Origin of the sequence: Draconibacterium halophilum, assembly GCF_010448835.1 — a bacterium.
Taxonomy (GTDB): Bacteria; Bacteroidota; Bacteroidia; order Bacteroidales; family Prolixibacteraceae; genus Draconibacterium; species Draconibacterium halophilum.
In genome coordinates, this window is record NZ_CP048409.1 from 66,093 (window position 1) to 80,438 (window position 14,346).

Genomic DNA, 14,346 nt, shown 5'->3' on the forward strand with positions numbered 1-14,346 from the left:
AATTCGGGTCGGATCCTTCGTTATTATGAACAAGGCGCAAACTTCACTAAAAGTGAAATCATCACCTGGCTATTCTTTAATCATTCATCAATTATCCTTAATCCTTCTAGTAGGCCAACATTACCGTACCATTCTTAACGGTACCTTTTCCATCGTTCAGTATCAGTACATAAATGTAGTTACCGGCCGGCAAGCCTCCTGATCGGCCAATGGTAAGCACGTTTTCTGACGTTCCCCACCACCATGCATCGTGGTAAGTTCCCCAAACATCGAGGATACCGTAGTGTTCTTTTTCCCACAATTTAACCCCGTTACGGTTAAATATCATCAGTTTGTTATTCGGATATTTCTGAATACACAAGATCTGGAAGAAATCGTGAACACCGTCATCGTTTGGCGAGAATCCTTCAGGAATAAACAGCTCGCAATTCAACTCGGTATCCAGGTATTCCGGATAACCATCGAGGTCGAGGTCATCGTCGCTGTAATCACCATTACCATTCAGGTCTTCATTTACGGTTTGGTATTCATCATCTTCGTCGTTGGTATCGCGCCAGTCGCGTGTTCCATCGTCGTCAAAGTCTTGCAGCGGCGCATTACTTCCCAGCTCATTACCATAATCGGCCCATCCGGAGTAGGTATCATAAGCATCATCCAATCCATCCTGGTCTTCATCGCTGTACCATCTAATTACATCGGCAATACCATTGTGGTCGGCATCATGTCCTTCAATCATATCAAATACACCGTCGTTGTCCGAATCAATATCCAGATAATCCGGCATCGAGTCGCCATCGGTATCGGTAAGCTGTTCATCAAAGGTAATAACACCGCCAATGGTTACATCGTAAACATCATCCCATCCATCGCCATTTGCATCAATTCCCGAAGGCGGTACATAATTGTTCTCGCCCTGACCTTCAATATTATCCGGAATACCATCATTATCCGAATCAATATCCATATAATCCGGTATGCCATCGTTATCGGAATCTATCAATCCCATCTGATCCTCAGGCCAGAAACCACCATTTTCAATATTATCCCTGATACCGTCGTTATCATCATCAATATCAATAGCATCGGCAACACCATCACAATCGTTATCAGGAACTCGCGTGATGTAAACCCATGCCGTGTCGCACAACGATGGTATTCCGTTATCGCAAATTACATACTGGAAGCTATCGGTTCCGAAGAATCCATCAAACGGAATGTATTCGAAGTTTCCGTTATCGAACAAGGTTAATGCGCCACTATCAGGTGGTGTTACCGGTATTGGATTAACGAAGATTTGATCACCATCAGGATCGGAATCGTTCAGCGTAACATCACCAAACAACTCGCCACATGGAACTTCGTAATAATCATCTACTGCTACTGGTGGTTCGTTAACCGGACGAACAGTAATAAATACTATTGCTTCACCACATTCCGGCTCACAAGGTATACCATCATCACAAATCGTATAGCGGAAGACATCCGGACCTTCATAATTCAGGTTAGGTGTGTAAGTTACAATACCGGTTTCATTATCAACCACAACCGAACCGTTACTTGGACCAATCAGAACTCCAAGTGATTCAAGATTAATATTTGTTTTCAGGTCGTAGTCGTTGTTGGTCACCGGAATTTCAACGGCCACATTCACTGCAGTTACGGCCGTATCGTTTTGTACATTTGGCGGAATATTACCGAATACCTCAAACTCGGCTTCACAAGTGCTTGAATTTCCGTTTACATCGTATGCTGTTACTGTAATTATGGTGAAACCAATGTTATCACAATCAAGTTCATAATCGTCTAACAGTACGGTATCAATTCCACATTCATCCGAAACGCTGTCGGTTACAAAATCCCACGATAAATCGAATTTACCGTATTCATCGAGTTGAATGGTTTGTAACGGACGACAAACGATATAAGGATCAACAGGATCAATAACGGTAACGATACCAATACAAGTGTCTCTTAAACCATAAACATCAACGGCATACAGTTCAACTTCGTTTTCGCCTACATCAAAACAGTCGAAACGATCACGCGAAATCCAAATGCTGTCGAGCTCACAATTATCGAAGGATCCGTTATCAATATCCGGTGGTGTTATGTATGCCACGCCTGTTTCGTCGAGATAAATAGTAATATCCTGGCAAATAGCCTCCGGCGGAAGATTATCAACAACGGTAATGTTTGCCGTACATTCTGCAGAAAGACCGCCCTCATCATAAACCGTTATTCGTGCCTGTGCTCCCGATTCTACATCTTCGCAGGTAATTAGGTCTATTTCTATTTCCACCCGCATGTCTTCAGGAGCAGTACAATTGTCGTACATACTATCCACCATTGTCATTGAATCCTGAATCGTTAAATGATACTGCCCGTTTTCATCGAGATAAACGGTAATATCGGCACACCATACTTCAGGAGCCTCATCGTCGGTAATCAGGTAATAAGTGGTATCGCGGCCAATGTTTCCGCAGAAGTCTTCAATACTGAAATAATAAATTACCTGCGAACGACCCGGCTGTAAGACAATGGCTGTATCGCGAACAGTGAATGTTGATGGATCGATTGTACAATTCGGATCGTACGCATCGGTTCCCGTCATTGCCAAGAAATCAGCAAAGGTTTCAATTGTCGGTACAATAGTCGACAGACATTCAGCTGTATCACCATCAGGAGCAACTATTACCGGAGGAACGAGATCGTAGAAATCGATTGTTTGTGTACATGAATCCCGTCTTCCGTAAATATCTTCAACTACATAAGTACGCTCGATAGTTAAACAGTATTCCGTTGTATCCACCACATCGAAGTAATCCAAATTGCGGAATATACTGATCGGATCATAATATCCGCCCATCGCAATAAACTCATTTATATCGTTGGTACCCGGGTATTGCGTAATATCCGGACATTCAATCAGCGTATCAGGCGGACAGCTGAATTCCGGCTCATAAGCCAGCAAGGTAACTGAAAGGCTATCATAACAACCAATTTCATCGCTTACTTCCACCCAATAATCACCGGCATATAAGTTTGTGATGTCTTCTGAATTTGCCGAATAGCCATTTGGAAAATTCCAGTTAATGGTATACGATCCGCTTCCTCCGGCAATATCCAGATCGATACTTCCAACAGGATTTGGATTATAGCCCTGATCAAGGTGTGTTTGCGTAAGCTCGATGGCAGGAAGAATTTCCACCACAATATCTGCCGGACCGGCACACTGACCTGAATCGGGATAGAAAATGTAGGTAAATGTACCCACCACACCGGTTGGAATGGAATCGATTTCCCAATGGCCGGTAATACCGTTTTTCGAGGTATCGGGCAACTCCGGCGACGGTGTAAACTGACACAGTGGTGAAAGTCCGTCGAATTCGGCCACTTCATCAAGTACCACTGTAATTTTCTGAACTACCGGCACATCGTTACAGCCATCACTAAAGGTATAGAAGCGGTAAACAACACCCGGCTCGTCAATACCGCCAAGCGAATCTTTCTCATGAATAATCTCCACGTCTTCACAATCATCGTTAGCATACAGGCTTGCATCGGTATATGGCTCCGGCACATCGCATGAAACGGTTAATTCGTATGGAAAGTTTGTTACATCCGGCGGAATGGTATCGTTAATGTATACCAACTCTGTTTCAAAACTAAAGTTTCCACATTGATCGGTAATCCTATAAACCCTTTCCTGAACAGTAGGACACGTTCCAGTAACATTGACACTAAACAAGGCAACCGAACGAATCGATCTGTTTCCACAATTATCAAATGCATCGTTTCCATGCGAATTTCTGAACTGAAGTACATCAACATAATCACTATATAGTGGCCATGATTCATTACAGTAAATATGTTTATCCGGAAGAATGAGTGTTGGCGCCACATCATCCAGTACTTCAAATGTTTGCGTACATGTTACTGTCTGGCCGGCTACATTGCGTAAGGTATAGGTACGATTTATTGTAGGACAATAGACTCCATCCACTTTATCCGTGTAAAAGAAAGTATCAATTGGTACTGAGCTATAATACCGACCACCAGCAGCCCAAAAATCACTTGTGTCTCTGTAATTAGGTCTGAAATCACTACACTCATAATACACCTTAGGCAGGTTCGAACAAACCAAATCAATAGCAACATCTGAATAAACTTTAATTATGTGCACACATTGATTTACATTTCCACAATAGTCAGTTACTTCATATGTTCGAGTCACAAGTATGTGATCAGAAAGGTCTTGTGTTTGCTCATCAATTAGTTCAAAGCTTACTATTCCGCAATTATCATACATAGAACCTCCTTCATCCCAGAATTCCGTTGAATCATATGCAGCCGGAATAATTCCGTTTGAAACAGAGAAGTCAGGAGGACAATATATTTCCGGAGCTTCCCGGTCATCAACAATTATCCGATGTGTAGCACTAAGCGTATCGCCACAAATAGTAACGATACTATATCGGCGAACCTCTTCGTAACAATAGACATCGTTGCTTATACTAACTATTTCTGCATCAAAAGTGGAAGTATCAAGATCACAATCCAAAGAATAAGCTTCTGCACTGGTATCAAGCGCCAGGTATTCCGAAAGATTCTGCGGAAGAGAATAGTTAACTAGCTCTTCATAGCAAATCTCATCCGTCAGTGGCGCCATGTACTTATCCAGCGGCACAGGCTCAGTAATTGTAGCGGTAAATGTTGCAATACAGCCATTGTCATCAGTTACCGTTAAAGTATAATCTCCTGCAGGCTGGTTGAATAAGTCTTCGCTTATATCAACTGTGTCGCTGGCTTCATTTATCCAGGCGTAAGTATAAGCGGGAGTACCACCAGCCACAGTAACTTCAATGCTACCGGTTGATTCACCCATAACGTCAACATGTACTATTTGGTCTTCGGTAATGGTAACCGGAGTTGGTTCGGTTATTACAATATCCATTGTTGCATAACAATCCAGCGTATCGGTTACCGGTGTTGTAACGGTAACGGTGTATATACCGGCAGTGAGGTTGCTAATATTTTGCGTGGTTTCTCCGTTACTCCATTCGTACGAATAGCTATTCATACCTCCACTTACCGTAAGTTCTATCAATCCGGTGCTGTCGCCGTAACAAAGTACATGCTGAACAAGCGTATCGATAACAATTGGCGGACTGATTACCATGTGCAACCACGATGTATCCGGGCAAGCTGTTTCGCTTCCAACAATATGGAAGGCATCGCCGGTTGTGGTATACGTTTCGTCTGTTGCTTCCCAGTAATATTCTTCGCAAGCGAAAATGGTGTCGTAGGTAGAGCCACCTTCCAGTAAGGTTGTATACAGTATAGCAACCGAATCGCAGCCATAAGCAGTTTGCAAAGTTGCTTCATAAATATCTTCCTCAGTTGTTGATACCGTCCATCCGTTCCAGTCATACCCCGGATCTCCAACACACATCGTGTCGTAAACTAGTGTGGTATCAGGTGGCAAAATGGTTACAGTATAGGTTAACAAGGAGTCGCAACCGTAACTGTTAACTAAAGTATCGAGATAGAAATCACTAGCCGTTCCTGAAATTAAACGATTGTTCCACATAAAATCAGGTAATCCGTAACACAGCGTGGTATCAAGATCCTCATAGGTAACAGGCAAAATAGTCACTTCATAATACAGTAAAGTATCGCAACCTGCCGGACCCGGCACATTGTGAATGTATACACTGTCCTTTTCTGATGATATAACTTGTCCATACCAATCCGCAATAGGTTCACCATAACAAATAGCTTCGGGGAAGGTATCTTTAAACGCAGGTACGATCTCGACATTCAATGTTATGGTTGAATCGCAACCATACATATTTGGCAAGGTGTCGAGGTAAGTACTGTCCATAAATGTGGATACGGTATGCGTATTCCAGGCAAATTCAGGACTTCCCTCACATAGTATAGTATCGATAATCGTATCTGAAATCGGATGCGAGATTAATGTTAACTCCAATCGCAGCGAGTCGCAACCCGCCTCATAATAGAGCGTATCGGTGTAAATACTATCTCTGTAGGTTAAAATATCAAGCGAGTGCCATACAAAAGCCGGTTCGTTTTCACAGATTTCTATGGTATCGGTAATAACAACCGGGCGAAGTATGCGAACATCAAGATTAACAATGGAGTCGCAACCAAACTGGTTCTGCAATACATCGGTATAAATACTATCGGTATACGAGTCTACCTGATGAACCGGATTTACTCCCCATGCAAAAACAGGTTCGCCTTCACAAATGGTTGTATCGATGTTCACCGTATCCGGATATTGAACCTCAACATTGAGGAACAATACGGAATCGCAGCCCCATTGGTTTATCAGCGTATCGGTGTAAGTACTATCCCATCCGGCATAAAACTCTTTATCGGTACTCCACGGGTACCAAAGATCGGCATAACAAACCATTGTATCGAGTTCGGTTTCCGATTTTGGAAGTATATGAACTTCGAGGTAAACCAGCGAATCGCAACCCAAACTATTTTGAAGTGTGGCCTCGTAGGTACTGTCAAAAGCGGTTTGAACAATTACGGTATCGTTCCATGCATAGGGTTCTGTATCCTGACAAAGCGTATCGAAAACGAATGTTGTATCCGGCGGATTAATAGTAACATTATAAGTTAGCAGCGAATCGCAACCAAAGCTGTTTACCATTGTATCAAGATAAACTTCGCTGTAATCGGTTTGTATCCAACGGTTGTTCCACTGGAACTCATCAGCACCCGAACAAAGTTCTGCATACAACAGGGTATCGGTTACAGGCTGCGAGAATACATTAATGGTAACCAACAAAGAATCACAACCCGAGTCAACGTAGCGAACCGTATCGAGGTAAATGCTGTCGCGATCGGGTAAAATAGTAATGTTGCCATATGGCTGGTAGGGTGCATCGTTCTCGCAAACGTATATTATTGTATCGTAGGTTTCCGGGAACAATACATCAACTTCTAAAGTAAGTAACGAGTCGCAACCATACTGATTTGCCCCAAACAAGGTATCGAGGTAAATCCTGTCAGCGTCGCTCGTTATGGTTAGGTTATTCCAGGTAAACGCAGGTTCTCCGAAACATACTTCCATAAAATTGGTACTGGAAGTTGGCGGATATACATTCACTACAATCGAATCTGAAGCTTTGCATAAAGCTTCATCAGTAATGGTGTAGGTAAATACATAACGTCCTGCGGGTGCTCCGGCAAAAGTAGTAACGCTATCGTTAACCGCACTCAGGAATACCGATCCGTTGCCGGTCCATTCGTGGGTAAGCTCCCCTGTTCCGCCCACCGGATTTCCGTGTAAGATTACCACGTCGCCTTCACATAAAATGGTATCATCGGCAGTTATATCTACCAACAAGATCTCGGGCTCGGGAAGTACTACCGTATCAAAAGTTGTACAGCCGTTTTCGTCGGTAACGGTCAGGTAATAGGTATCGGCAGGCAGGTTGTATATGGAGTCGCCCGCGTAGCTCGCCCCCAGTTCGCTGGTCCAGGAGAACGACAGTATGCCGGTGCCACCACTTGCCGATGCCGCAATAGCTCCGTCGGAATAGCCGTAACAACTGACCTGAATTACATTTTCGATAGTGTCTACCAGTTCCGGAGGATTAACAATCTCCACTGAATCGATATCGTAACAATCATTGGCATCGGTAACGGTCAGGTAATACCAACCGGCACCAAGGCCTGTAATACTGTCCGAATCAGCAGAAGTATATCCATCGGGGCCGGTCCATGCAAAATCAAACGGAGGCGCTCCCCCCAGCATGTTTACCCTTATTATTGCATCCTGGTCGTTATAACAAAGCAGAGGTTCTACGTCAAATTCAATTTCAGGTTTGCTAAAGCGGTACGTTACTGAATCCACTGCAGGAATACAGGTCCCGTTGTCGGCCAAACCTTCGGCGGTAAGGAAGAGCGTTACTTCACCAACCACACTATCGTTGGAGCCAAAGCTATAGGTAGGATGCAGGTTGTATTCATCGCTGAACGTTCCGTCGCCGGTGCTTGCCCAGTACAATACGCTGTGGTTCCAGGCGGTATCGCCCTGCACCACAAAGTCATTAAGGTCACACAGTACGATGTCTTCGCTTACCCGTACCTCCGGAAGCGGGAATACCCGCACCTTTCCCTGTTCTACGGTATCACAACCGTGTTCAGTAGTTACATAAACAAGCAGATCATAATCGCCTTCGGCATCCCACAAATGGGTAATTTCATTTCCCCAGGTGGTATCATTACCTGCCACCTCTTCAAAATCAACGCCGGGTACTGCAAAGGTATCAACCAACTGGTGGTCGATAATATGCCAGTCGTACAAATAGAGTTTTTCACCATCGCGACGATAAGTTCGTTCGGCGCCTACACATACTGAATCGACGACATAGGTTTCCTGGGCGAGCAGATTTGTCGCCATCATCAGGAAGAATACTATGTACATCAATTTTTTCATTTTCTATTTTTATCTCGGTGGTTCTCCGTGGTTTAAATTTTTTAACCGCAGAGAGCACAGAGCAGTCGCAGAGGGCCGCAGAGTTTTTTCTGTGTTCTTTGCGTATCCTTTGCGATCTTTGCGTTTAAATCTTTCATAATTTATTCACTAATCTTCTTATTCCGTCACTCAATCTATAAACATTAAAATTCATTAACAGCCCAAGTTTACACCCCGATAATTTTAAGTAGGTTAATACCTGCGCTGTATGCACATCATTTAATGCCTCCACTGCTTTTAATTCAACCACAACCTTTCTTTCAACCAATAAATCAATCCGGTATCCCGCCTCCAGTTTCACTTCCTTATAAACTACCGGCAAAGGTTTCTGTCGTTCCACTAACAAACCAGCTGCTTTTATTTCATAGAACAGACATTCCTCGTAGGCACTTTCCAGCAAGCCCGGACCAAGTGCCTTATGCACCTCTATGGCACAGCCTATTATTTTTCCCGATATGTCGTTCTCTTTCATTTTTCTAATTTTTTATCTGTGCTTCTCTGTGCCTTCTTTGTGTTCTCTGTGGTTTATTTTCTTTTTAAACACAGAGTTCACGGAGTTTTCACAGAGCGCCGCGGAGCACTATTTCATTTCGAATTTACAATTATACTTTTCCATTCACTAATCATCTTTTAGGTAGATTGGTTGTTTAGCCGGTTTCGGATAGATCACAATACCCGTATTCGGTCGTTCATCGCCTGTAAACTCATATGCTTTACAATTGTCTTCCACCTTAATTACCCAGAAAGTTGTTTCGCCCACGGGCAATGGATCGGTTACAGGTATAACCAGTTCCGGATCTTCAACATCTCCATTCACATTCACTACACTTGGTGTGAGCTGGTCGCCAATGGTGTAATATACATCATAAGGACCGCGACCAGTAAACCTGATATATACATTGGTAGCCTCTCCAATACAAACCGAGTCGGCATACAACGTCATATCAAGCGTCGATTCAATCACCTCCATTACATACATTTCAACATTGTCGGTACAATCTTCTTCGTCCCAAACATGGATACGCACATAATATTTCCCAACAGGAAGATTAGCTACCTGAACTGTTTTTCCTACACCACTCGCATACATTCCATCCACAAAATACATATCAGAATCGAGTGTTGTATTCGGATCAAGCACATCTACCGGATCATCAGAGGCATTGTAAATACCCCAAACAAAACGGGTCTCGTGGATGTATTCGCGACTGTCAACCGAAAAGGTCATTGTATCACACTCCTCAATGGTAATAGGCGTCTGTGCCGCAGCATTAGCCACAGCCAGCACCGCCAGCAGTATTGCCAGGGTAAGGTGGATGATATGTTTTTTCAGTCGGTACATGTTATTTAGCTGCGAGCTGCGCGTTTTTTATGCTCACGCAAAGGCGCCAACCTGCCTGTCGGCAGACAGGGACGCTAAGCATTCTGCAATCTAAAATCGTTAATCATCATTCGATATTCATTCTCGCATTCCAATACTCTAATATTCTAATCTTCCTATACTCCAATATTCCACCATTCCAACACTGGCGTTTTCCTCCTGCAAGCGAACAACTTCCGTGCAGTTCGTACGGAATGCCTTGGTTGGATTTAGTGCATTAACCGCTGCGTTCTCTGTGGCTTCTCTGTGTTCTTTGTGGTTTATTCTTTCTTTTACCACAGAGCTCACAGAGTGCACACAGAGGTTCACAGAGGATTTTTTAATAAGCGTGACAAGCCCGTTGACCGGAGCAAACCGAGTTGCCGGTGCACGGCCACGAGGCCCGTCGCGCATATTTAGCAATAGCTGGCCGCCGGTACTTGCCATTCCGAACGCAGTGAGGAATCTGTTGCTTTTCTGCTCTGCAGATACAGATTTCTCCATCGTTCCTCCGTCGAAATGACAGCAGAACTGGTCAACCCTAAAAGGATTTACCTTTTCTCCAGGCGGTGCATTGCCTTTGCTGATGTTGTGTAGATTATGCTTCACATTTCATCATATTTTTATGTTTTATTTAGTTGCAAGTCTCAAGCTTCAAGTTGCAAGTCGTAAAACTTTGCGAACTGTTTACTGAGACTGTAAACTTTTTCTTTGCGACTCTTCAGATCGTTTGTCATTCCGAACAAAGTGAGGAATCTGTTATTCCTTTACTTCGCTGTTACAGATCTCTCAGTCGTGCCTCCTTCGAGATGACAGAAAAACTGTAATGACAAGCGCATTTCTGAAACGCCGTTTTATTTCGTATGCCCTAACGGGCTTCTCTCCATAGTGCTCCGTCCATTGACGGATAGATCGTTTTAATCGTTAATCCTGCGCTACCCCTAATCCGTCAGTTGACGGAGAAGACCAACGCATTTCTTCATCATCTTTTTTCATTAATTCCCGATGCAACGACCGGAACTAGCTCCACTTACAATTTTTAGCTCACCGCTAATCGCGGCTCCCAAAAACAGCGTGTCACTGAGCAATAATCATTTTCTAATTTCTTCTTCATAACCTGTTCGCTTCGAGTTACGAGTCGCAAACCACTAGTTCTTTTGCTAAAAACTATCAACTGCGACTAAAACTGTTCACTTTCTTCTCTCCATATTGCCCAGGGCGAAGAGCAAAGGGCAAATGCCCCATGCTCCTTGCACACTGCGCTATATCTTAGGTTATGAAAAAGCAAAGTTCATAACTAGTTATCTCCGAAGTTTGGATCATTCGGATCACCCGTATTGAGTTCGAATGGCAACGTTGGAGTACCTGTAGCAGACTCGACCTGAGGTCTTGGAGTTAGATCGTAATTTGCCCAATCATTCTCAAAACCATCAACAATACAATCTGCATAGTGCAAGTCACCTAAACTAGCATTAGCATATTCATCACCAGCTGCAGCAGTAGGATCTTCCATAATACCATCAACAGCAATATTCAATGTCTGCGTTAGAGCTTCAGCATTTTCATTAGCTGTTCCGTGATCAATCCTTGCTCTTACAATAATACATTGTCCTGCTGTATCAACAGCTGTAACACCTCCTTGTGGAAGGACAGGGGTTGTACTAGCTGTTCCATTAGTAACTGAATTCCAATTTACATCTGCGACTGCATCTGCAGGATAAGCCCACTCAACTGTAATAGCATCACCTACACCACCAGAATACGTCCAATTAAAAGTAGGTTGCCATGAATCTCTCCAGTTTGCAGCAGTCACAGTAAAGAATACCCAGTTCTCACCATAATCAACGGTTAATGTTCCTTCTCCAGGATCATTTGCAGCTACGTCATCATATATTGCACTCTCAATTGGCGAAACACATTCTTCGTAGTTTGCAGTATCTCCGATCAAAGCACCCGCATCAGTTATAGCAGCTAAATCAAGTGTAAAACTGTGTTTTGGTTTGATTCGGTACACCTCAATATTGTCAGTACAATCATCAACATCAACAACATAGGCAACCAACAAAACGACATCCGTATTTCCATCAAAATATTGCCATGTTATATCAATATTATCAGTAGTCTGACTTGGCACGTTATATACACCTGTTGTTGGATTGACACTCGATATAAAAAGTCCATTCCCATCACCGGGATCAACCTGTCCTGACATCCCCGTAATATCATTGTTTGGAGCAATAATGTTTGTAACATTAGCAACTACAAACCAATGAATCTGATCATCTCCATCAGCATCACTCGTTGTAACCGAGTATGTATATTCAATACCAGCCTGAGGCTCCAATTCAGTAAATGAATCCAAACAGCTCAGTGGTAATACCGGGGCACAATCCGGAGAACCAGACAAATATTTAACATAGTCAGCGGGAAGTCCATCAGCAATTTCCTCTGTGAATGTTGCATCGTTTTGCCCAAATGCATTAGTCCCGGCTAAAATAGCCGCGATAAAAAACGTTAGAAATAAAATTTGCTTTTTCATAATTTAAAATTTTAAAGTTTGTTGTTCTTTAAAATTCTGATTGGATTATTTGCTATGGGCCAATATACCCCCTCCCCGTCAGCTGACGGGACTCCCCCTCACGAGGGGAGAATGTGGCCGGTGGCTAAGAGGAAGGTTTCCATACCTTCTTATTCACCCGGCAAATTCTCTTTTCAGTATTTCTCAGAACGTTTCATTTTTGTTTGTTGACCCCCTTGTCCTTCGGACATTCCTCCGTCAGCTGACGGAAGGAAAAAGAAGAAAAAAGAAGTCGGATTGACATTTTGGTTTTTGGTTTACTGTCAATCAGTTTTTACTTAATCAATTTTCAAGTTATACCCTCTCACCCTCTCCCGACGCTTCGGTCGGGATCTCCCTCAAGGGAGAACAAGCTAACTTGTTCCTGTTGTGGCAACAAGTTTGGCTTTAGGCCAGAAGGTTTGTTCAACATTTCAATTTTACCCTCTTCTGCTTTTCAGAAAAGGTTGGTTTTCTCACCCTCTTTTTTTGAGAGGTTCAGTTTCATATTCACCCTCTCCCGACGCTTCGGTCGGGATCTCCCTCAAGGGAGAATTTGCTTTGATGCAACGTTTGTTAGACAAACATGGCTTTGAGCACTGAAGGTTGTTTCATCATTTCATTTTGTTCTTCTGCTTTTCAGAAGAAGCTTGGTTTAATTTCCCCTCTTTTTTTGAGGTTCGTTTAATAGTCACTCTCTTTTGAGAGTTTGTTATCACCCTCTGTCCGTCAAAGCCGGACATCTCCCTGAAGGGAGAATTCTCACTACTGTAGCTTTTGCTTCGAAAAGCTGGGCCTTAGGCCAGAAGGTTTGTTTGCTAAATCAGGGGGGCATGCCTCGTTTGGCAATTCCCCTGATTTCCTATTACAGATGGCCGGGCCTTGGAGAACGTGATAATCATTTTTTGTATCGCCTAAATACTTGTTGTTGTTGTAGAGAAAATAATTATCACAGTTCTCTTTAGCCAGAAGCAACCGCCTGTCCCCACGGGGAAATCAGTTAGCTTCATACAGAACCATACTTTCCGCTGCCGCACGATTCTATCGTGTGGCTTAAACCCCACGCGATAGAATCGCGCGGTAGCTCCGGCAGAAAGATTCAACTCTTTAGTCATGTTTCATAGGCACTTGTTTTATTTTTGTTAGCTACTATCGTACCCCTCTGTCCCTTTGTTGCTGCCGCACGATTGCATCGCGCGGTAGCGAGGGCATGTTCTTCCATCAGGAAGAATGGGTTTAAATTATTATCACCTGTGCCCATGTTTTCCACCTTGGAAATATGGGCGTTATTATTTGTTGTTAAATCAACACAATCCCCACCGGCTCCAGTTTCTCCGCCTTTTAGGCGGAGGGGACCGCGTTTACAGCGGTGTGGTGGTGCAATTAAATCATCTCCAAACAACCACCTCCCTCCCGACTTTATCGGGAGTACTCCTCCTGTGCAGGAGGAGAAATATTCTTTTTCCAATTCATCATTTTGGAATATGGTATAAGTCTCACAGCACGGTTGTTTGTCATTTACCACGCGATACAATCGCGCGGTAGCGGGGACCGCGTTTACAGCGGTGAGGTGGTATAACCCGCACCAACCAATCTCCGATGTTACAGATCTCTCGCTCCTTTGTCGCTTCGAGATGACAACATTCTGCTTGGTTCCGTTCATTTCTGAATCCCGCATCTGGTCTACTCCCCCGGCAAGGTTGACCCGTCCCCGGACAGTTTCTGCTGTCCCCGGGCAGGTTTGAGCCTCCACCGGGTAATTTTTCGTGCTCACCGGCATTGTTGAGCTCTCCCCGGACCATTTTTCGCGCTCACCGATGGTTGTAACCCATCCCCGGGCAATATTTTTGCTTCCCCGGGCACAATTGGCCCTTCCCTGAGCAATTTCTCCCGTCCCTGAGCAATTTG

6 protein-coding genes are annotated in these 14,346 nt (G+C 43.7%); all 6 read right to left on the reverse strand.

The genetic code is table 11. The features are described from left to right. Positions 1–106: 106 nt before the first annotated feature. Positions 107–8,482, reverse strand: a complete 8,376-nt coding sequence (locus tag G0Q07_RS00245; protein ID WP_163344113.1) for an Ig-like domain-containing protein — start codon at positions 8,480–8,482, stop codon at positions 107–109. A gap of 133 nt (positions 8,483–8,615) precedes the next feature. Next, on the reverse strand, positions 8,616–8,993 hold the full coding sequence (locus tag G0Q07_RS00250; RefSeq protein ID WP_163344115.1) for a GxxExxY protein: 378 nt from the start codon (positions 8,991–8,993) through the stop codon (positions 8,616–8,618). Positions 8,994–9,140: 147 nt separating this feature from the next. Next, positions 9,141–9,863, reverse strand: a complete 723-nt coding sequence (locus G0Q07_RS00255; protein WP_163344117.1) for a hypothetical protein — start codon at positions 9,861–9,863, stop codon at positions 9,141–9,143. Positions 9,864–10,001: 138 nt separating this feature from the next. Next, positions 10,002–10,490: a hypothetical protein gene (locus tag G0Q07_RS00260; RefSeq protein WP_163344119.1), complete on the reverse strand. Its 489-nt coding sequence runs from the start codon at positions 10,488–10,490 to the stop codon at positions 10,002–10,004. A gap of 688 nt (positions 10,491–11,178) precedes the next feature. Further along, positions 11,179–12,420, reverse strand: coding sequence for a hypothetical protein (locus G0Q07_RS00265; protein ID WP_163344121.1), 1,242 nt, complete (start codon positions 12,418–12,420; stop codon positions 11,179–11,181). A 1,129-nt stretch (positions 12,421–13,549) separates the two neighbouring features. Next, positions 13,550–13,906 carry a hypothetical protein gene (locus G0Q07_RS00270; protein ID WP_163344123.1) on the reverse strand — a complete coding sequence of 119 codons (357 nt, stop codon included), beginning with the start codon at positions 13,904–13,906 and terminating at the stop codon, positions 13,550–13,552. Between the last annotated feature and the right edge of the window lie 440 nt (positions 13,907–14,346).

What these genes read in the sequence shown, in the direction of transcription:
- G0Q07_RS00250 (WP_163344115.1), bottom strand. Translation starts at nt 8,993, where the DNA reads ATGAAAGAGAACGACATATCGGGAAAAATAATAGGCTGTGCCATAGAG.
- G0Q07_RS00265 (WP_163344121.1), bottom strand. Translation starts at nt 12,420, where the DNA reads ATGAAAAAGCAAATTTTATTTCTAACGTTTTTTATCGCGGCTATTTTA.
- G0Q07_RS00245 (WP_163344113.1), bottom strand. Translation starts at nt 8,482, where the DNA reads ATGAAAAAATTGATGTACATAGTATTCTTCCTGATGATGGCGACAAAT.
- G0Q07_RS00255 (WP_163344117.1), bottom strand. Translation starts at nt 9,863, where the DNA reads ATGTACCGACTGAAAAAACATATCATCCACCTTACCCTGGCAATACTG.